The organism is Acinetobacter sp. YH12211 (assembly GCF_013418015.1).
GTDB lineage: Bacteria > Pseudomonadota > Gammaproteobacteria > Pseudomonadales > Moraxellaceae > Acinetobacter > Acinetobacter towneri.
This window is the reverse complement of record NZ_VPCW01000008.1, coordinates 61,127-82,165: the sequence shown is the minus strand read 5'-3', so window position 1 is coordinate 82,165 and position 21,039 is coordinate 61,127. Positions and strand designations below refer to the sequence as shown.

At 41.5% G+C, this 21,039-nt stretch carries 22 protein-coding genes; 9 read left to right on the top strand and 13 right to left on the bottom strand.

All coding sequences use genetic code 11. The features are described from left to right. Window positions 1–15: 15 nt before the first annotated feature. Complete coding sequence (gene gshB, locus FTU98_RS06385; RefSeq protein WP_180050752.1) at window positions 16–960, bottom strand: glutathione synthase; 945 nt, start codon at window positions 958–960, stop codon at window positions 16–18. A gap of 116 nt (window positions 961–1,076) precedes the next feature. On the opposite strand from gshB, the gene FTU98_RS06380 reads away from it, so the two are divergent. Continuing rightward, the gene (locus tag FTU98_RS06380; RefSeq protein WP_096901642.1) at window positions 1,077–1,292 is read left to right on the top strand and encodes a DUF3565 domain-containing protein; all 216 of its coding nucleotides are present in this window, start codon (window positions 1,077–1,079) and stop codon (window positions 1,290–1,292) included. A 112-nt stretch (window positions 1,293–1,404) separates the two neighbouring features. Here FTU98_RS06380 and FTU98_RS06375 read toward each other — a convergent pair whose 3' ends face one another. Beyond that, a complete protein-coding gene (locus tag FTU98_RS06375) occupies window positions 1,405–1,911 on the bottom strand; it encodes a hypothetical protein (protein ID WP_096901639.1) in 507 nt (168 codons plus the stop codon). A gap of 215 nt (window positions 1,912–2,126) precedes the next feature. After that, the gene (pyrE, locus tag FTU98_RS06370; protein ID WP_096901637.1) at window positions 2,127–2,777 is read right to left on the bottom strand and encodes an orotate phosphoribosyltransferase; all 651 of its coding nucleotides are present in this window, start codon (window positions 2,775–2,777) and stop codon (window positions 2,127–2,129) included. Between the two features lie 39 nt (window positions 2,778–2,816). On the opposite strand from pyrE, the gene FTU98_RS06365 reads away from it, so the two are divergent. Then, entirely contained in the window at window positions 2,817–3,635 is an 819-nt protein-coding gene (locus FTU98_RS06365) for an exodeoxyribonuclease III (RefSeq protein WP_179988755.1), read from the top strand. Window positions 3,636–4,180: 545 nt separating this feature from the next. Continuing rightward, entirely contained in the window at window positions 4,181–4,528 is a 348-nt protein-coding gene (locus FTU98_RS06360; protein WP_026438350.1) for a Spx/MgsR family RNA polymerase-binding regulatory protein, read from the top strand. Window positions 4,529–4,623: 95 nt separating this feature from the next. On the opposite strand, the gene FTU98_RS06355 is transcribed toward FTU98_RS06360, so the two are convergent. After that, complete coding sequence (locus FTU98_RS06355; RefSeq protein WP_004974208.1) at window positions 4,624–5,061, bottom strand: DUF2147 domain-containing protein; 438 nt, start codon at window positions 5,059–5,061, stop codon at window positions 4,624–4,626. A 154-nt stretch (window positions 5,062–5,215) separates the two neighbouring features. On the opposite strand from FTU98_RS06355, the gene FTU98_RS06350 reads away from it, so the two are divergent. Continuing rightward, the gene (locus FTU98_RS06350; protein ID WP_180050749.1) at window positions 5,216–6,127 is read left to right on the top strand and encodes an alpha/beta hydrolase; all 912 of its coding nucleotides are present in this window, start codon (window positions 5,216–5,218) and stop codon (window positions 6,125–6,127) included. 107 nt (window positions 6,128–6,234) lie between these two features. Here the strand turns inward: FTU98_RS06350 and FTU98_RS06345 are convergent, their stop codons facing one another. From FTU98_RS06345 to FTU98_RS06320, 6 genes are all read right to left on the bottom strand, one after another. Beyond that, window positions 6,235–6,798 (bottom strand): FMN-dependent NADH-azoreductase, encoded by a 564-nt coding sequence (locus FTU98_RS06345; protein WP_096901633.1) that lies wholly within the window; start codon window positions 6,796–6,798, stop codon window positions 6,235–6,237. A gap of 166 nt (window positions 6,799–6,964) precedes the next feature. Continuing rightward, window positions 6,965–7,645 (bottom strand): glutathione S-transferase family protein, encoded by a 681-nt coding sequence (locus FTU98_RS06340; RefSeq protein ID WP_131261214.1) that lies wholly within the window; start codon window positions 7,643–7,645, stop codon window positions 6,965–6,967. Further along, a complete protein-coding gene (gene dsbD, locus FTU98_RS06335) occupies window positions 7,642–9,453 on the bottom strand; it encodes a protein-disulfide reductase DsbD (protein WP_373885874.1) in 1,812 nt (603 codons plus the stop codon). The genes FTU98_RS06340 and dsbD overlap by 4 nt, the downstream gene beginning before the upstream one ends. Window positions 9,454–9,639: 186 nt before the next feature. Next, window positions 9,640–10,410 (bottom strand): transporter, encoded by a 771-nt coding sequence (locus FTU98_RS06330; protein WP_180050747.1) that lies wholly within the window; start codon window positions 10,408–10,410, stop codon window positions 9,640–9,642. Between the two features lie 16 nt (window positions 10,411–10,426). Further along, the gene (locus FTU98_RS06325; protein WP_167846411.1) at window positions 10,427–10,969 is read right to left on the bottom strand and encodes an ankyrin repeat domain-containing protein; all 543 of its coding nucleotides are present in this window, start codon (window positions 10,967–10,969) and stop codon (window positions 10,427–10,429) included. A 164-nt stretch (window positions 10,970–11,133) separates the two neighbouring features. Continuing rightward, the gene (locus FTU98_RS06320) at window positions 11,134–11,499 is read right to left on the bottom strand and encodes an HPF/RaiA family ribosome-associated protein (protein WP_004974190.1); all 366 of its coding nucleotides are present in this window, start codon (window positions 11,497–11,499) and stop codon (window positions 11,134–11,136) included. Between the two features lie 545 nt (window positions 11,500–12,044). On the opposite strand from FTU98_RS06320, the gene FTU98_RS06315 reads away from it, so the two are divergent. From FTU98_RS06315 to FTU98_RS06300, 4 genes are all read left to right on the top strand, one after another. Beyond that, window positions 12,045–12,776, top strand: coding sequence for an outer membrane protein OmpK (locus FTU98_RS06315; RefSeq protein WP_180050744.1), 732 nt, complete (start codon window positions 12,045–12,047; stop codon window positions 12,774–12,776). Between the two features lie 172 nt (window positions 12,777–12,948). Further along, the gene (locus FTU98_RS06310) at window positions 12,949–13,731 is read left to right on the top strand and encodes a sulfite exporter TauE/SafE family protein (protein ID WP_167846412.1); all 783 of its coding nucleotides are present in this window, start codon (window positions 12,949–12,951) and stop codon (window positions 13,729–13,731) included. Between the two features lie 176 nt (window positions 13,732–13,907). Then, entirely contained in the window at window positions 13,908–15,323 is a 1,416-nt protein-coding gene (locus FTU98_RS06305) for a DASS family sodium-coupled anion symporter (protein ID WP_004974185.1), read from the top strand. Between the two features lie 137 nt (window positions 15,324–15,460). Continuing rightward, window positions 15,461–16,162, top strand: a complete 702-nt coding sequence (locus FTU98_RS06300) for a phospholipase D family protein (RefSeq protein WP_004974184.1) — start codon at window positions 15,461–15,463, stop codon at window positions 16,160–16,162. A 76-nt stretch (window positions 16,163–16,238) separates the two neighbouring features. Here FTU98_RS06300 and parE read toward each other — a convergent pair whose 3' ends face one another. Both parE and FTU98_RS06290 read right to left on the bottom strand, forming a co-directional pair. After that, on the bottom strand, window positions 16,239–18,119 hold the full coding sequence (gene parE, locus FTU98_RS06295) for a DNA topoisomerase IV subunit B (protein ID WP_004974183.1): 1,881 nt from the start codon (window positions 18,117–18,119) through the stop codon (window positions 16,239–16,241). Between the two features lie 14 nt (window positions 18,120–18,133). Next, entirely contained in the window at window positions 18,134–18,718 is a 585-nt protein-coding gene (locus FTU98_RS06290; RefSeq protein ID WP_179988760.1) for a YqiA/YcfP family alpha/beta fold hydrolase, read from the bottom strand. Between the two features lie 308 nt (window positions 18,719–19,026). Here FTU98_RS06290 and FTU98_RS06285 point away from each other — a divergent pair, with 308 nt between their 5' ends. After that, on the top strand, window positions 19,027–20,358 hold the full coding sequence (locus tag FTU98_RS06285) for an alpha/beta fold hydrolase (protein ID WP_154320171.1): 1,332 nt from the start codon (window positions 19,027–19,029) through the stop codon (window positions 20,356–20,358). A gap of 137 nt (window positions 20,359–20,495) precedes the next feature. On the opposite strand, the gene FTU98_RS06280 is transcribed toward FTU98_RS06285, so the two are convergent. Then, window positions 20,496–21,029, bottom strand: coding sequence for a disulfide bond formation protein B (locus FTU98_RS06280; protein ID WP_131261221.1), 534 nt, complete (start codon window positions 21,027–21,029; stop codon window positions 20,496–20,498). Window positions 21,030–21,039 lie beyond the last annotated feature (10 nt).

Below are 21,039 nucleotides of genomic sequence, written 5' to 3'. Positions count from 1 at the left end.
GCATAAAGCCCAAACTTAGTTGGGACGACCTGCTTCAAGTACGGTAAATAAATCATCGGCAATGGATGTACCAAACTGTGCATCAATTTCACGAATACACGTTGGACTGGTCACGTTGATTTCAGTGACATAGTTGCCAATCACATCTAATCCGACAAAAACCAAGCCTTTTTCACGTAAAAATGGCCCGACTTTGGCGGCAATGGCTTTGTCGTTTTCAGTCAATGGACGTGCTTCGCCTAAACCACCTGCAGCTAAGTTGCCACGCACTTCGCCATTTTGTGGAATTCGTGCCAAACAATAAGGCACAGGCTCACCATTAACCATGAGGATGCGTTTATCACCATCTACAATTTCTGGAATATAGCGCTGCGCCATGATTGGCTGAGTGCCGTTGTTGGTCAGAATTTCAATGGTTGAGCCAATATTGACCCCATCTTGGTACAAACGGAAAATTCCCATGCCGCCCATGCCATCGAGCGGTTTAACGATCACATCACCATGTTGCTGAATAAATTCACGAATCAGGCTTTGTTGTGAAGTGACCAATGTCGGATCTTGTAGTTCTGGGAATTGAGTCGCAAACAGCTTTTCATTACAGTCACGCAGGCTTTGCGGCTTGTTGATGATCCATGCGCCTTCGCGTTCAGCTTGCTCTAAAATATATGTGGTATAAACGAAATTCATGTCAAAAGGCGGGTCTTTACGCATGAGAATGACATCATAATCAGCTAAGGATTCTTTGCGTTTTTCGCCCAATTCGTAATAATGGTTATAATCTTCAAAGACTTTGAGCGATGCAATCAGACCAAATGCCTTGCCCTGATCAATATATAAGTCTTGCTGTAATGCATAGCCCAAGGTATGCCCACGACGGCTTGCCGCCCATAACATCGCCATGGTTGAGTCTTTTTTCAAATTGACACTTTCGATGGGATCCATCACAACAAGTACGCGCATATTTCGGTGCTCTTTTGAAGAATTGAATAAGCAAAAGTATAGCGGAGTTTGGCTTTGGTTTTGCTGCAATTTTCGTAACGCTTTATCCACGATCATCATGCACTTAGGAGTATGCGATGCAACAAGCGATTATTGGTTTTCATTTAGATGAAGAAAATGATTGGGTCGCAGATTTGGCCTGCGGTCATGGGCAGCATGTGCGGCATAATCCACCGTGGCAAAACCGCCCGTGGGTAATCACAGAGCAAGGGCGCAAGGAAAAGTTGGGGGTGATGCTGGAGTGTAAGAAGTGTGAGGAGGAATTGGAGTGGGTTTTGGATAAGAGATTTTAGGTTAAAAAGATAATCAAACGACCCATGAAGCGGGGCTTTCGTATAACGACCACGATTATGTTAAATCGAAAATTTAAGTATATTTTCTTAGATGATAATTGTGCTGACACCGTCAAATTAAAGATAGTATGGGCGCCCCAAACTCATCTACAAGTTCAATATCAGCAGCTTTTAAACGATCTAATGGATCCCCTGTTTTTAAACACCATCCATCAGGCATTTTGTTTTTTAAGCCACATGTCTTGGAATCTAATTTTTTTTGCTCGTCATGAGTAATATAAGCTATGCCTAAATTTCGTTTGAGAATCGTTGATAATTCTTGATTTGATAATTGATCGGTTTTTATTAAACCCCATAAACCATTGAAAAGATAAGACATAGGTACGATGTGTTCTTTTCTTGCAGGAATAGAGCCCACAGGTAAATTTTGAAAAACAGGATTAGAGTATCCCTTAAAAATTAATTCATCTTCTGGATGAACTAATCTCTCTATAAATCTGGAGTGATATCCCCAAGACTTTTGAATATTAGCTTGAAATACCATTATATTTTTAAGGTGTTGAATGACAAGATCACAAGTATTATCTAAATACTGATTAATATATTCTTTATTTTTCATTGAAAGACATCGCTCATAATATTTTTAAGAATAAGCTATTCTAAAATCGACATCATACACCTTTAACACATCACGAAAATTATTCCACATAATTCAGTCCCCTGCATACAAAAAAAGCCCAAACCTACAGATCTGGGCTTTTTATAAACTTGTTACGTTCCGCGCTAAATTATTAATCAACGCTCAATATTATCATTAAAGAGAATTGATAAGACTTAAATCCCATACTTTACACGGTACGCTTCCATTTTCGCCAAGGCATCTTTTTCACCTTTGGCATCCAAATAATTCATTAAATCTTTCATAGTAATTAAAGCATGCACAGGAATTTCCAACTCTTTTTGCACTTCCTGAATGGCTGACAAATCGCCCTGACCTTTTTCTTGACGGTCTAAAGCCACCAATACGCCCGCAATTTGTGCGCCTGCATTTTTCAAAATAGTCACCACTTCACGAATAGCCGTACCCGCAGTGATCACATCATCAATAATCCAGACTTTTTTGCCTTCAACCGCAGCACCCACCAACACACCACCTTCACCATGGTCTTTGGCTTCTTTACGGTTAAAACCCCACGGCACACTTACGCCATGATTTTGTGATAAAGCCACTGCTGTAGCTGCCACAAATGGAATACCTTTATAGGCAGGCCCGAAAATAACATCTACGTTTTTGCATTGCATGAGTTGATCTGCATAGCCCGAAGCCAATAACGATAAGGCCTCGCCGTCATTCAACAAACCTGCATTAAAAAAATAAGGACTCACACGACCCGATTTTAAAGTAAACTCACCAAATTTAAGCACACCACGTGATAAGGCGAGTTCGATAAAAGCTTGCGGGTTAAATTGAGCTGGCGATGTCATGAGGTGCTCCAAATTAATACATTGAGGTAAGACCTGAGCATGATACCAAAGAGTAGCTATCCGAGTGATCAAAAAATTCTTCGAGTGGTTTCAATTAACGTCAATGGGTTGCGTTCATCGGTAAGCAAAGGCTTACTCGAATGGTTGGAAAAGTCTGAAGCAGACGTGATTTGCATGCAGGAAAGCCGCATCACACACGCCCAATGGACCGATAAATTTAAGCCAGAAGGCTGGCACACGCATCTTTTCCCTGCAGAACGTGCAGGTTACGCAGGAACAGCCATTTATAGCCGTTTGCCCTTTGTTTCTGTGCAAAATGGTTTAGGCTTTGAATTGGCCGATTCTCAGGGTCGCTTTATCAGTGCTGAATTTGATGTAGGACTGGATCACCCAATTTACATCTGTTCACTGTATTTGCCTTCTGGCTCTTCGGGTGAAGAAGCGCAAATGCGGAAAGATCACTTTTTAGAAGAGTATCAAAAAATTCTAAAACAGTGGCGTGAAGACAATAAATCGATCATTGTCTGTGGCGATTACAACATTGTGCATAAGCGCATTGATATTAAAAACTGGTCGGGCAACCAAAAGTCTTCAGGTTGTTTGCCGCATGAACGTGCATGGTTAGATCATATTTACAATGATTTGGGCTATGTTGATACCTTCCGTGAAGTGCGCCATGAAGCGGAGCTGTATTCTTGGTGGTCAAATCGCGGGCAAGCCCGTGCCAAGAACGTTGGTTGGCGGATTGATTATCATGCTTGCTCACCCGACTGGAAAGCACGCACTGTCAATGCTTGGGTGTATAAAGACGAATGGTTTAGTGACCATGCCCCTGTGATTATTGATTATAAGATCTAATATTCACACAAATTTCACAGCCTATATGAGTGAACAATTGTTCACTCAACTGAGGTTCAATTCGCACATAATCTGTCGACTTTGTGTATTTATCTTCAAGTCGATTCAGCGCATTATTGCATAACGGCAAAGGGACAGTCAGGATGACACAAAAGGATTGGAAGCCGAAGGATGGAAAATAAACTAACTGGTTTTGGTTAGTTTCAAGGATGTAACAATGGACGTTAAAATGAGACCCGCATAATCAGGATGATTAAATGCGGGTTTTCTCTTTTTATCATCTTATTTTCTGTTTTGCGCTGTTACTGTTGTTCTTCACTGTATTTTTTATTTTCACTAGAGTCTGTTCTTATCAAGTTTTTCATTTTTTTCTGTTTATGCGTCCCATTTTAGAGCGATCAAGTGTCAATTTGGTGACATCGGTATGACGTATTGATGACACATACCATTTAAACAGCCAATCATTGTTCACTGCAAGTTTCTAGCACTTAGCGCTGTTTTGGGCTAGGCTATAGCCAGTTTGATGATATTAACGTGAAAAAAATATGTTAAAAATTTATGGGATTAAGAACTGCAATTCAATGAAAAAAGCCTTCGATTTACTCAATGAATTGGGGCTAAGTTATGAGTTTCACGATTATAAAAAACAAGGGATCGATGCCGACACTGTCAAAAGTTGGTTAGATGCGCTTGGGCAAGATGTAGTACTGAATAAAAAAGGCACCACTTGGCGCAAACTCAGCGAAGCAGAACAGCAAGCTGCTTTGGCCAGTGAAGCCAACTTAATTGAAGCACTTTGCACTCACACCAGTTTAATTAAACGTCCTGTCTTAAAAACTGAATCAGGCTTTATTGCGGGTTTTGATGAAGCGGCTTATCGTGCTTTAGGTTAAGTTTAAAAAAATACCAATAAAAAACCTGCTCACATGGAGCAGGTTTTTTTATATCCTGTGCAATATGATTTCAACTGCACAGGTGGAATACATGCTTAGTTCGCACGAATCCATGTTTGGTTACGACCCAATGCCGCTACACCAATGAAACCACGCAATTCCAGTTTCTTACCACCATCGGCAAGTTTACCTTTTAGCTTGTAGGTTTTACCTGTTTGCGGGTCAAGAATTGAACCACCATCGTAGCTCGTGCCGCCTGTATTTTTCAGACCGCGAACAATGGTCAAACCTTTGAGTGATTTGTTGTGATACGGACCTTCACATTTTGTACAGGCATTTTCTTCACCAGGCGTTAAAATTGACTGAATGCTTGCGGTTAAAGTTCCATTTTTTTGCTCAGTAAATCTTACCGTGGCTTTGGGTTGTTTGGTTTTGTCGTCAATTGTTTTCCAAACTGTGCCGTTAAGCGGATCTGCAGCATTGGCCAAAGCGCTTAAACCTAACAGCCCGAATGCAAGTGCAATTTTTTTCATTGTTTTGTTTCCCTGGTCTACTATCAGACAACTTTATTATTAAAAAGTCACAACAAATTTGCAATTTTTGAATGTGACCGTTTAGTGTACCCTTGTAAATTATGTTGGTAAATACACAAATATCCGATCAAATAAAGAACAAGATGGAAAAATCATGAAGATTAACCCCATGTGGAAACAAATTATTACAGAGCAGTTTTTAAAAAACACCATTCGCAAACCAAGCCAATTTAATTTACCCCCCAATTCTGTACGTTTTGCACTAGAACAAATGTGCCGTTTATTTCCCATGCAAAAGTCGGTGCAGGTACGCGCGCTGCGTTTAGCAGGTCTGCATGCCGAAGAATTAAAACCACAGAATGCTGCAACACAGCTCATTTTTCATATTCATGGCGGGGCTTTTTTTCTGGGTTCGTTAAATACCCATCGAGCATTTTTGAGTCAAGTTGCGGCACGCACCCAAATGCAAGTGATTCATGTCGATTATCCGCTTGCACCTGAGCATCCTTTTCCACATGCTTTGGAAGCCGTGTTTGATGTCTATCAAAGTCTGTTGGCGCAAGGTATACACGCCAAAGATATTATTTTGTCAGGAGATTCTTGCGGTGCAAATTTAGCGTTGGCGCTAGCTTTAAAAATACGTGATGAGCAATTGCCGCAAGTGAGTGGCTTAATGCTGCTGTCACCATTTTTAGATTTAACCCTCACCAGTGAATCCTTGCGTTATAACAGCAAGCATGATGCCCTGCTGTCAATTGAAACGCTGGAAACAGGCATTGATTACTATGTACCGCCTGAACTTGATCGGGCAGACCCGCAAATTTCGCCATTGTTTGATGATTTACACGAATTACCACCAGTTTTAGTACAAATTGGCTCTAAAGAAATTTTGCTGGATGATGCAACACGTTTTAAAGAAAAAGCCGAACAGGCAGGCGTAGAAGTGCATTACAAACTCTACACGGGTATGTGGCACAATTTTCAAATGTTTTCACCGTGGTTTGAAGAAGCCAAACGTGCATTGGCAGATTTAGCAGAGTTTGCACATCGGCAAGATCAGAGCTAAGTTCAACCATAACAAGGCTTTGCTAACCAACCCTTTTAGCCGATCCATCTATATAAAAAAAGCTCAGCACCCTCAAGGCACTGAGCTTTTTTTATTGAAATAGTGGGTTAAATCGCCTGAATTTTTTGCATCGCATTGGCAACAGCTTGGTCTTTAAATTCCGACATACTCACCCCTTCAGCGCGAATAATTTCTACATCATTCACCCCTGTAAAGTTGAAGATGGTTTTCAAGAAATCTTCCTGAAAATCGGCAGGGCTATTATCACCATACACACCGCCACGGCTGCTGGCGATATAGGCTTTTTTCTCACCCGCTAAACCTACAGGCCCTTGCTCGGTATATTTAAAGGTTCTTCCCGCCACGCTAATGCGGTCAATCCATGCTTTTAAGGTTGAAGTCAAACCAAAGTTATACATGGCTGCACCCACCACCACGACATCGGCATCAATATATTGCTGGATGATTTTTTCACCCAAAGCCGCTTGTTCTGCATCCTGCCCCATTAAAATTTCGGCAGTTAAGTGCGGAATCGGCTGTTGTGCCAAATCTAAATAATCGACCTGTGCATTGCTATTTTTTGCAGTCAATTGTTGCACAATCGCTTGGCTTAACTGACGTGAAACTGAGTTTTCACCTAAAATACTCGAGTCGATGTGTAAAATTTTCATGGGGATGTTCCAATCTTGTATTCATTTAATAACGCTATTTTAATCGTGCAGCGTAAATAGAATAATTGGGAAAACTAAGACACTATGTTTTATTTTTGGAACAAAAAAGACCACTTTACCGCACAAAAACTTCCGCAGTATTTTTCCTAATCCTGCTTTTTCCAAGTCATTTTGCTGGTTTTTGATAAGGCTCTAAATAATTGACCCACATTGCTTCTTGTGATGCGGCGTGTACCCAAGCGCGCATAGCAGGATGCTGCATCACCCGCTGCATATAGTGTTGGCTGTTGGCACTTACAGGCAAGGCATAAGTCATAAAACGCGTCACCACAGGAGCATAAAACGCATCGGCAATGCTAAATTCACCACACAAGAAACCATCTGCTGCAGGACGTGCCGACCATATGTGTTCAATGCGTGCCACATCCTGCCTTAAACCCGAATGTTCTTGCCATAATTTTGTACCCACTTCTGCTAAATTGGCGCGAATATTCATGCCACATAAACTGCGTAAATCGGTAAAACCACTGTGCATTTCTGCGCTGATGCTACGCGCCCAAGCGCGTTGCTGTACATCACGCGGCCAAAGTGCCTGTTCAGGATATTGCTCTGCCAAGTATTCACAAATGGCGAGAGAATCCCAAATCAACATGCCCTGATCTAACAAGGCAGGCACTTTACCATTGGGGTTAATTTCTAGGACACGTTGTTTAAAATCGCCCTCGCCACGCTCGCAGGGAAAGTTCAGTTGTATTTCTTCAAAAGCCAAGTCAAACGCCTTCAGTACCAACCACGGGCGCATCGACCAGCTCGAATAATTTTTATTGGCAATATACAGCTGCATCATGACGATGACTCCTGTGTGGTTTGAAGTTGCTGCAGTTGATTTAACAAAGTGCTCTCGTTAAATGCACCTGTTAAACGCAGACTGCGAATTTCTTGTTGTTGTGCATCCAAAAATAAAAAGGTAGGTGGCCCTAAAATTTCCCATTGATTCAACAAGGCTTGATGACTGGCATCGTAATGGCTTAAATCGAGTTTAATTAAATAAAATTCTGCAAGTGCCTGTTTCACGGTGGAGGATGTCAATACCTGCTGTTCAATCGGACGGCACGCCACACACCAATCGGCATAGACATCTATAATTATGCGCTGATTTTTCGGAGCTTGGGCAAGTAACTGTTGTAATTCCGTTGCAGTCGTTGCACGGTGCCATTCTAAAACCGCATCGTTTTCCTGCTGCCAAAAACGCTGGCTGTGTTGATATTGGTTATAAATCAGATACGGCACCACCACCAATAACGCACTCAGATAAATCGCCCGCAGCGTACCATGATAGCCACTCAAACGATGCAGCACATAGCCGACAAAACCCACTCCAAGTGCCAAACTAAGCCATTGCATCCATGCTTCACCCAATAACGGACGAATAAAATACAATGCCAATACCAACATAATAAAGGCAAACAGCACTTTGACTTGATGCATCCACAAACCTGCGCGTGGCAAAGCTTTTGCCCCAAGCACACTGGCCAACAATAACGGCGTACCCATGCCAAACCCGAGCGTAAATAGCAGCAACGCCCCCTGCATCTGACTTTGGGTTTGTGAAATAAACAATAACGCCCCTGCCAATGGCGCAGTCATGCATGGGCCGACCAAAAGTGCCGACAACATGCCCATGAGTGCAGCACCTGCCAAATTGCCGCCTTTTTGCATAGATTGCGCCTGATCGAGTCGATTGACCCAAGCACGTGGTAACTTGATCTCAAACAGTCCAAACAAATTTAAGGCAAACAACACAAACAGTAAACTAAAGGCAATTAAAGTAGCAGGTTGCTGCAACCAGCGCTGAAAATTCAAACCTGCGGATGACGCAATTAAACCCAATATGGCATAGACCATTGCCATGCTACAGACAAAGACCAGTGCAATCGTCCACGCTTTGACACCTTTATGTTCACGCACCAACAAGGAGGTCAAAATCGGTAGCATCGGCAAGGAGCATGGGGTAAAGGCCAATAAAACCCCTAAACCCAAAAACAGCAGCAAGCCATAGGCAAACGAACTTTGTGCCAGTTTTTCTGACCATATTTGATCTTGTGCTGTGATGGGTTGTGCTGCTGCAGGACTTGTTGAAGATGCTAGCGTGGAGTTGGTCTGAGTTGTCGAAAACACATTCTGGGTTGGGTTACTGTGTCCACCCCACAGATTTTTTTGTGCTGCGCTTTGATTGTCTAAAATCACCAAACCAGTGCTGTCTGTCTGAAATTCAATGCGCTGTGGTGGATAACAAAGTCGATCTTGCGCACAACCTTGCCAGCTCACTTGATAGCGCTGTGCAGCCTGCGTGGGAATTTTAAAACTGACTTGTTGATAATAAACCTGAGTATGTCCATAGTTTTCATCATAAACATCTTCTGCGGGAGGCAACTCTAAAGCCAGTATTTGCTGTCCATGCTCAACCTTAAATTGATGCTGATACAAATAATACTGTTCAGGCATGTTCCAGCGCAGTTCGGCTTGTTGGGGATTGACCGATTCAACGCTAAACTGAAAGGCTTGTTCGGGTGGGAGTAAAGGTGCTTCTGCGTGTAGGCTTAGCGAACACAATAAAAGTAGACTTGCGAGCAGACAAGATAAGCCCCTATTCATATAGCGAAAAATATCAGCCATTAGATCAACAGCAGCTTGCCAAAAGGTCTGAAATAAGGACTGCTTCATGTTCTGCTCGCCTCGGCATGAACTTTATTAGGATGAAAACGAATCTGCAGCAAGCTTGATGAGTTTAGCCTGCTGCAACATACAACGTATTTTAAAGCTTTAAATGGTTTAAATGGCTTAGAACAAGAACGCCATACCTAAACCTGCATGGTAACTTTTATCTGCACCGTCTAAATCTACACCGACACTGGCATCCAGCTGAGTGCGTTCATTCAGTGCGTAAATCACCCCCGAAGTTAAGCCATATTCATTGTCCTGACTTTCTGCTTTACGATAGACCAATTCTGAAAAACCTGACCATTGATCGCTTAAACGATACTGAATATTGGGAATTGCTGTAACCGCCCAATCGCTATTTTGTACATCGTAACGCATGTTGATGCCTGTTTTTAACAGCTCACTGTATTGATAGCTGACTGCCGTACCCAAGCTATAAATATCATCTTCTTCGCTAAAGCCATCATTGCCTGTGGCAATTAGCGCTTGCAACAACACGGCCATAGAAAGTTTGTCATCATTTAAGTCAATGACTTGTTTTAAACCAATGCTGACATCACCCAAACCATCATCTTCAACCGATTGACCTGCAGTTTTGCTTTTGCTCCATGCAGGCCCTTGCCAGCCCAGCTGTAACTCTAAATCTTGCGCCAAACCTGTACGTAACAGCATGTCAGCATTAAGGCGAGTGGTTTTAACTTTTTCGCCCGAAGCATCGTTACTTTCTTGATAACTTGCACTTGGCAAAGCTTGTTCCCAAGCCAACTTCCCTACAGGTGTAATACCCGTACTCACTCCTGCACCAGGACGATCAAACTCAAAATCTGCCGCGCTCACCTGCATGCTGATGCCTGCCGCCACGATTAACCCAACTGTTTTTAATACTGACATATTTTTATCTCTGCTCTTAGGTCAATTCTTTGCTCATTTTTGCGCCATAACGACGCAACAATTCTAAAGTCTGTTGTTCTTCTGGCAAAGCATCCGACCACTGAATTTCATCAAAATCACAATCAAACAATAAATCACTAATCGAAGATAAAATGGTTAAACCATCTTCATCTTTGCTGTTTGGATCGACTTTTTCATCCAATAAACGCTGCACTGCAGGAACACATGCTGCAGAAGCTGCATCCCACAATGGGCCGTAAATTTCTTCGGCATCCCATAAGTGCAAATTCACTTTGGCTTGAATCAATGCCTCTAAAATATCTAAATGCACTTGCAAATCTTGCTGTTTTTGCTGTTCTGTGAGTGGCTGACCTGCTTCGTATGCTTCGCAGACTTTTTCCCACCATTGAAATAAACCATCTGACCAGACTGAAATCACAGGGCCTTTTTCGGCATCCATAAAGTTAGGGTCTAAACCGTCTGCCAATAGGCGTTGCACTTGGGCAAGGTCTAATTCTTCTATTGCTTGCACCAAGACTTGTTGTTGCGCAGTTAACATGCAGAGAGCTCTCTTATTCAATGTTTAATTTAGAACTATTATGCCCAATAAAGCGACATTTGTATGAGATAAATGTCAGCAAATCGTGAATTTAGTGCATTGGCTGCATGCAAACACAAAAAAGCCCCGCAAAATTTGCGAGGCTCTTGGAATCTGTCTGATCCTTATTCGTCGTCGCCACCAACATCTGTATCTACAAATTCTGGGCGAGCACCACGAGGATTCTCATTTTTCTCAAACGCATGTTCTAGGCTGCGTTTTAAACGGTCAATCGCACCGTGAATGGCTGTATCAATATTATGACCACGATGATTCACAACCACTGGTTTTAAACCTGCTGGACGTGCTTCAATCATACAACGAATGTCGTCATCACCGCCTTTTTCACCATTTTCATCACTAAAATGCACTGAAAAATGGGTAATACGCTCACTGTGGCGTTGGAATTCATTATTCAGTTCTTCACGAACGTAACTAATTAATCGATCACTGTTTTGAATGTTTTTATCGGTACGGATTTCAATGTTCATGATTTCATCCTCTTGCGTTCGTTATTTCTGAATCTTGTTGTGCCAAAATCTTACACATAATTTTATATATATGTTTTGGCGTGTTTATAATGTGCTGTTTTTACAGCATAAAGTACATCTTCAACTTAGTTTGGAATCACTTCCTCCTACGTGAATGATGAACACTTTTAATTCTGCAGAACCGTGTCCCTATACCTTGAATATCGGGCCTATCTGAAAAATATGCAAGCGATATTTATAGAAAAGCAGCAAAAGAATAACCCTTTTATCACCAATTTCAGCTTAGATGTTCAATAAGCGATCAATTTGGATAGCACTACGTTGTTCAATCTATTGCCAATGAGAAACTTGATGCTTTTAAAGGGTTTAGTCACACCTGCAATATTCACCTTTACATTTTGACCATTGGTTTTAAATCGTTTAAAAAGTATTCAACCCAAAAGCTGATAGAAAACACCCCAAAATGACCCGTCAATAATCGAATTTTGCTTTATTTTTGCTAAAGAATCTGTATCCTTGAAACGCTTTTATTGGGGTCTATTTTTATGAAACTTACACATATTGCTGCGCTGTGCGCAATCTCCACTGCTGCAATTTTTACGCAAGCTGCACCGATTTGGCAAGATTCTAGCCTGACTGCTCTTTATGGTGAAAACTATAAATTAGGTACAGAAGATCGTACGACTCTTACTGCTGAATATGCAGCTAAACTCAAATATTCTGATGTGTTCTTCTTCGTTGACCAACAATGGGATGGCAATGATGATGACTCAACCTATTTTGAATTAGCGCCACGTTTAAGCTTGGGTGAAACTACAGGTCAAAACTTATCTTTTGGCCCAGTGAAAGATGTTCTCATTGCAACTACTTGGGAACATAATGCTGGACACGGTGCTAATCCTGAATTCAATAACTTTTTATACGGTATTGGTTTTGCTTTAGACATTCCATATACGCAATATGCAAATGTAAATTTCTACAAAGCAGACAACGATCTCACTAAAGATGATTATCAAATGACCATCACTTATGCTGTACCATTTAAAATTGGTTCAGAAGAGTTCTTGGCTGATGCCTTCCTAGACTGGTCTACTGCAGAAGATGACCATGCCAGCGAATTAAACTGGACTTCTCAATATAAATGGAATGTGGGCAAACACATTTCACCTAAAACCAAATTATACGTGGGTATCGAACACTCTGTTTGGAACAACAAGTTTGGTATTAAAGGCGTAGATCAAAACGATGTCAGCGCATTGGTCAAATACCATTTCTAAGCTGTATTTTTCTCTGTTCAAAAAAGCAAGACTTCGGTCTTGCTTTTTTATTGGTCATTAAAATAGTTTCCAATAAATATGCTTTGCTCATAACCATGCAACCCATTTGTACTTAGCGCAAAACTCCGCTACATTGAGTTAAATTTCAAATAAAAAGCACTGTGAAGCCCACATGCAAAAAACCGATTTCATTATTCTGCTGTTTTGTGCGATTGCTGCAATTTTGCATGGCATGAGCGGTTTTGGTTTTCCTATGCTCAGTACGGCTGCGGTGGCGATGTTATATCCACTCAGTACTGCGGTTGCTTTGGTTCTGATTCCCTGTTTGCTTCTTAACGTGTACATGCTGCGGGGCGATGCCACACAATCTATATTCAGCAGTTTATATGGCTACTGCAAAAAATATTGGGGTTTAATCTTCAGTGCGCTGATTGGCAGCTATTTGGGCGTCAGTTTGCTGCTCATTCTGAACGAAGGTTATTTAAAATTGGCAATGGGCGTACTGATTTTATTGTACGTGGCCGATCAATTTCGACAACGTCCTTTGCAAATTTCTGCCTCACTCAAAAATATGCTGATTTTTGGTTTGCTGGCAGGTGTGATTGGTGGTGCGACCAATGCCATGGCACCATTTCTAATGATGTATTTACTCAGCACTCAACACAGCAAAACCGATATTGTGGTGATTAGCAACTTAAACTTTATTATTTCCAAACTCATTCAATTGGCAGTTTTATATCCAGTAATTCAACAGTTTAACCACACTCAATTACAAGTTTTAGCCCTGATTTGCATCATCTCTGTGCTGATGGTGTATATCGGCAGTCTGATTCGTAAACAAATTTCCCAGACATTATTTAAGCAGATTGTATTTACATTATTGGGTTTTATGGCACTTTATGCGATTGCTCAGGGAGCATTCATCATCCAAAAATCACCTGCTTTATTGATATAAATCAGACCAATAAACATAACAAATGGAAAATTATTTAGATTTTTTTTGGCTTAAATAATTATTTACACCTATAATTAAGACCAGCTTAAAAAACAGTCTATTCAGACTGCTTCGGTCGTTTGCATCGACCAATCTTCCCTCTTTTCTTTTAATTCCTTTTGACGGAGTGAACTTCTATGGAAAATAACCATATAGAAGTGCCAGCCAATATTAAGCGAAAAGAACTGATCAAGACCTGGGTGATTGTTGCAATTGCAGCCCTGCTCTCTTTCGGTTTATACAATGTCTTGCCCTATGATGAAAATGCAAATAAGGGTCTAAGTCTGTTGCTTTTTATTGGTATTTTATGGCTCACCGAAGCTGTACACATTACCATTACCGCGCTTTTGGTGCCGGTGCTTGCCGTAATTTTGGGCATGCCTGTTGAAAATGCCAGCAAAGTGCTTGAGCCAATTAGCACCAGCAAGGCATTGGCGACTTTTGCCGATCCTGTTATTTTCCTGTTCTTTGGTGGTTTTGCTTTAGCGACTGCACTGCACATTCAGAAACTGGATCGTAAAATTGCGATGTGGATTATTTCCATGTCGGGCGGTCACTTGGGGATTTCGGTTTTATCTATTTTTATTGTCACTGCTGCGTTGTCGATGTGGATTTCCAACACAGCCACGGCGGCGATGATGTTACCGTTGGCGCTGGGTTTGTTATCACACCTCGATGCCACTAAAGAGCGTAAAACCTTCGTTTTCATTTTATTGGGGATTGCCTACTCTGCCAGTTTAGGTGGTTTGGGTACGTTGGTAGGTTCGCCACCAAACGCTATTGCAGCCAAAGCGTTAGACTATGACTTTGCTGACTGGATGAAAATTGGTTTACCAATGATGCTGATTTTGCTACCAGCAATGTTGGTCAGCTTATATTTGGTATTGCGTCCAAATTTAAATCAAAAAATTCATTTTGAAACTGAAGTAATTCCTTGGACCAAAACCCGTGTTGCAACGATGATTTTATTCGTATGTACTGCAGTGGCGTGGATTTTCGGCAAGAAACTTAGCGAAACCTTTGGTATTAGCCAACCCGATACATGGACTGCATTAACTGCTGCATGTTTAGTGGTTATGCTAGGTACTGCGTCTTGGAAGCAAGTGGCTGAAAATACCGATTGGGGCGTGTTATTACTGTTCGGTGGTGGTTTAACCCTCAGTGCGATCTTAAAAGATTCAGGCGCATCTTTGGTATTGGGTCAAACCCTTGCCAATACCTTTGGTGATACTTCGCCATTGGTAGTGATTTTTGCGGTGACCATCTTCATTATTTTCTTAACTGAATTTACCAGTAATACAGCGTCTGCTGCGTTATTGGTTCCTGTATTTGCTGCAATTGCAGACCAAATGGGTATTCCAAAAGAAATTTTAGTGGTGATTATTGGTATTGGTGCATCGTGTGCCTTTATGTTACCTGTGGCAACGCCACCAAATGCGATTGTATTTGGTACAGGTCAAATTAAACAAAGTGAAATGATGAGTGTGGGCATGGTGTTGAACGTCATGTGCGTATTTATTATTTCATTATTTGTATATTGGTTCTTTAGTTAAGGATCAATAAAAAATGGAGCACAAGATGCTCCATTTTTTTCGCCTCAATTTTAGAATATTTTTAATCATCAAATCATTACCTAAATAAATTCGCTATACTCAGGACATAATAATTTAGACACAATGAGGAGGGTTAAATGGCTAAGTTTTTAAATACGAGCGCGACCAATTTTTTCTTAGAAGAACTGATAAAAAATGCCAAAGAAAGGTTAATTTTAATTAGCCCATATTTACGTTTAAATGACCGTATTAAAGAGTTACTTGAAGATAAAGATCGACTCAAAATTGATATTCGAATCGTTTATGGAAAAAGTGATTTACATCCTGATGAAATAAAATGGATGCAAAAACTTGATTTTGTTCGGCTCAGTTTTTGTAAAAACTTACATGCTAAATGCTATCTCAATGAATCTGAATGTATTATTTCTAGTCTAAATCTTTATGAATTTAGCCAAATTAATAATAACGAAATGGGCATTTTGATTCGCAAATATGAAGATCAAGATGTCTTTAAAGATGCTTATGAAGAAGCGCAACGTATTATTCGTATTAGTGATGAAGTTAGAATTAGTTTAGATGAAGTGAAAGCCGAACCAACAAATGAATCTGTTGAAGAAACCAATGACAATAATGTTGGTAAATTAACATCATCTAAACTTGCAGCAAAACATAAAATGAAAACCAATGAATTGTTGGCTCATTTTACCGAAAAAGGCTTATTAAATATCAATGATGCTGGAAAGCACATACTCACTCAACAAGGCAAAGACGTAGGTGCAGAATTTAAAACCAGTCAATATGGTGGATATTTTTTATGGCCTGAAAATATTGAATTATAAACACCAATCAAAATTACAATAAAAAGCATCCATTACTTTTTTGAAATAATGGATGCTTTTTCTAAATTAAATCAGCTTAAACCGCCAAATCGGCTAAATTACCTTTTTGCTCTAACCACACTTTACGGTCTGCAGAGCGTTTTTTAGCCAGCAATTTATCCAATAAACCTGCGGTAAAATGACTATCATCCAAATCCAATTGCACCAAACGGCGTGTATTTGGATCCATCGTGGTTTCACGTAACTGACTGGCATTCATTTCACCCAAACCTTTAAATCGGGTAATTTGCGGATTTTTGGTTTTGGCTTTTTTCAGCGTGTTTTCTAACTCATCTTCATCTAGCGCATAATGCACATCTTTACCGTCATCAATACGGAATAACGGCGGCATGGCGACGTATAAATGCCCATCTTCCACCAAACTTGGGAAATGTTTCACGAATAAAGCACACAGCAAAGTGGCAATGTGTAAACCATCTGAGTCGGCATCGGCCAAAATACAAACCTTACCGTAACGCAATTCAGATAAATCATCACTACCTGGGTCAACCCCAATCGCAATTGCAATATCGTGTACCTCCTGCGAACCCAAAACCTCGTCCGAAGACACTTCCCACGTATTTAAAATTTTTCCACGAATTGGCATGATCGCCTGAAAGTTTTTATCACGCGCTTGCTTAGCAGAACCACCTGCAGAGTCACCTTCTACAATAAACAGTTCCGATTCTTCACGGGTTTGTCCCACGCAGTCGGCTAATTTACCCGGCAAAGCTGGGCCTGAAACGATTTTTTTACGTTCTACTTTTTTCGCTGCTTTTAAACGACGACCTGCTTTGGAAATTGCCATTTCTGCCAATTGCATGGCAATGTCAGAATTTTGGTTTAACCACAAGGCAAAGGCATCTTTGGCGATATTCTGCATAATGCTTGCCGCTTCACGGCTCGATAAACGCTCCTTGGTCTGCCCAGAAAACTGCGGCTCTTGGAACTTTAACGATAAAATGTAGTTAACCCCATCCCAAACATCTTCGGCAGATAGCTTTAAATTGCGCGGCAATAAATTGCGTAATTCACAGAACTCACGTAAAGCATCGGTCACACCAGAACGTAGTCCATTGACATGCGTACCGCCTTGCGCAGTCGGAATCAAGTTGACATAACTTTCTTGAATTTGCTCGCCGCCTTCTACATTCCAGCAAATTGCAAACTCTGCACTGGCACGCTCTGCCTCACCTGTCGCCACAAAAGCAGGGGCAGGTACAATCTCTCGATCTTCCAGCTCATCCATCAAATAGTCGACTAGACCATTTTCAAACTGCCAGACAATTTTTTCATCGTTAATTTCATCAATGTAATGAATTTCTAAACCTGCAGCTAGTACCGCTTTGGCTTTTAAATTGTGTTTTAAGGCTTTTAGCGCAAATTTAGGTGAATCGAAATATTTAGCTTCAGGCCAGAAATGTACCAACGTACCCGAAGCACGTTTTGGGGCTTTGCCTTCCAAGACTTCTAAAGGTGCAGCAGCTTCGCCCTGATCAAAAGCCATTTTATACAGGTTGCCCTGACGCTGTACGGTCACTTCAACCCGACTGGACAAGGCATTCACTACAGAAATACCGACCCCGTGCAAACCACCCGAAAATTGGTAGTTGTCGGTGCTGAACTTACCGCCTGCATGCAGCTTGGTCAGAATAATTTCAATCCCGCTTTGCCCGTATTCTGGGTGAATATCGACAGGCATACCACGGCCATTGTCTTCTACCGACAAAGAGCCATCTTTATAGACTTTTACGGTAATTTTATTGGCATGCCCTGCAAGTGCTTCATCCACCGCATTATCAATAACTTCTTGCGCCAAATGGTTCGGACGTGTGGTGTCGGTATACATGCCCGGGCGACGACGTACTGGATCTAAACCAGATAAAACTTCAAGAGATTGAGCGGTATATTGAGACACGTTGTACTGTTTCCTTAAGCTAGGGAATCCGATAAAAATTGCAGTAACATCGGAATTTTGTCTGCAAAATCATCCATGGCATGATTGCCGTGCGCTTCAGTCATGATCATGGCCGAAGGTGAGGCAGCACTATAATAACGCTGCGCTTCACGATAATCCAAAACTTCATCGCCTTGTTGCAATAACACCAATATTTTGTCTGCATCTTGCGCAACTGGCAACGCAATGTCTGCTAAGTCATCCAATTGCGCTGCAGTTAAGCTCCAGTTCGGATGTACCACATAGGGCAGCACATCGCCAAACAAGTCCTGAAACAATTGCCATGGTCGCATAGCAGGGTTAATCACAACAGCAGGCACATGATGCTGTGCGACCAGTTGTGTCGCATAAAAGCCGCCTAGACTGCTGCCCACCAATGCCACATTGGGCAAACGTCGAATCAATGCCGATACGTTTGCCAAAACCTCTAAAGGTGGAGCATTTAAATCGGGCAAATGCATCTGAATACCAGGGCGATGCTGCTGCACATAGGCATACAATAGCTGCCCTTTCATGGACAAAGGACTACTTTGAAAACCATGTAAATAAATTAAATTCATGCGCGACATTTCTTAGTAACACCATTCAATTTTTGGCTGATACAGCACTTATTTTGCGTTTTTAATTTAATTTTCATGGAAAAATGCAATTGTTAGACAAAAAGATGCGAACATCTTGGCAGTCATCGGTATTTTACAAGTAGTTCAAGATGAACACGATAAAATAAAAGTATCGGGTTTGGTGACAATTCATCTAAAAATTTGCAGTTCTGTAAATTCATGAAATGCCAGCAGACCCTTGAGTTTATACCGCGAACCCAAGTAAAAATAAAGCGTTCGGTATATGGGAACACAAGGGGCAACACAGTATGCCAAGTTTAACACCGCTGCATGAAACGTATTGTAGATGGGATCGTACACCTCCAAGTCAGGCCGATATCTTAGAAGGCTTGGCACAGTTGGTCAGCACGCGCCTGAATGCCGTGATGAGCGAAGTGATTCAAACCATTCAGCGTGAAGTTTTGCTCAGCGTATTTGGCATGAGCGAACAACGCTCGCAAAAGTTTCAAAAAACCGCAACTTTTCAAAAGTTGTATAAGTTTGCCTTCCACAGCTTACAACAATACGGCTATCACTTTGTTGCACCAGGTTTACGTCAAATCATTGCGCAATTTCCCAACTTACATGACAAAGCACTCACGCCAAGCCTGCATTTTTTAGTCGGTGTACTGAATGGCGTACTGGGAGATTATCTACTCGAACAGCAAAATCCGCTCGCCTTACCTATGGTGCTCTATGACCATTATGGCGAAGTCCAACAAGGCGATTTGTCTGGACGTGTGGTAATTTTTGTGCACGGTTTATGCCGCAATCACCTCGATTGGACTACACACCAATTTGGTGGTTTTGGTGAAAAATTACTGGCACAACGTGACCATAACACCATGTTATATCTGAATTACAATACAGGGCGTCGCATTTCTGCCAATGGCCGCAGTCTTGCCAATACCTTAGATGATTTAATTCAGCGTCATCCTAAAATTACCAGTATTGATTTAATTGGGCACAGCATGGGTGGCTTGGTGTCGCGCAGTGCGCTGTTTTACGGCAAGCAAAATTTGCAGCACTGGATTCACTTGGTCGAAAATCTGGTCTGTTTAGGCTCACCACATCACGGAGCAGTGTTGGAGCGTTTTGGTTTCCATTTACAGGAAAAATTAGGTCGCTTTCCCATTGTGAAAATTGTCGGGCATCTGGTCAATATTCGCAGCAACGGCATTTTAGATTTGCGCTATGGCAGTGTGCGAGATGATGACTGGGAACATAATCAGGCACGAATTGGACAGGTCGATGACAACCGCAAACCCGCACCTTTGCCGACCCATATTAATGCTTATTTCGTGGCAGGCAGCATTGAGTTTGAGAAAAAGCAGAACCTGACCCGCAAAGTCATTGGCGATTATTTAGTCAGTATAAAAAGTGCTTTGGGGGAACATCCTAACCCACGTTTTCAATTAAAACTGCCTGAATCGCACAAAGCTGTGTTCTATGGTCTGAACCATTTTCAGTTGCAATATCATCCGAGTGTGGCTGAGCAATTGGTGAAATGGTTTTATCCTGCGCATGAAGAAGTGCCAGAGCAGCAAATTCGTGAGTTTATTGGTGATTGGTCAAGCTTAGAAGGCATCGCGCTCACCTAACATAGTCTAAACAGTTCAAAATACGCTACAACACGATGATTTTTAGATAGATTATCAACAGATACACAAAAAAAATGCGCCATCGCAATTTTATGGATGACGCATTTTTATCAATTCAGTGGGTAGGCTCCCGGAATTTATTTTTTCTTCACTTTGCCAAATGTAGTCGATGCCACAAAAGGATAGTTACGCAGCAATTGCCATAAACTAATGATCGCCAACACGCTAAAGAACAGCAATGACCACACAGGTAAAGACTGCCCTAAGAACGTCCAGTCAATCACAGCACATTCACCTGAACCCGACAGTACTTGTTGCAATACGGCTTTCATGGGTAAGGCATCTACCAAATAATCTAGCCCTGGACCGCAGCTTGGCACTTGATCGGGCGGTAAGTTTTGCAGCCACACATGCCGTGCTGCCACACCCACTGACCATAAAATTCCAATACTGCCGAACAGCGCGTAAATACGCTTAACCACGTTAGATTTAGGGTTATGCACAAAAGCAATCAGTGAAACCAAACCCAATGCAATTAAGCCCACCCGCTGAAAAACGCACAGTGGACACGGCGCTAAACCTTGCACATGCTCTAAATACAATGCAAATGTCATCCCAATGACACTGGCTAAAAATAAAACACCACTTAGCAGACGATAACTCAATTGCATGTTTAAATCT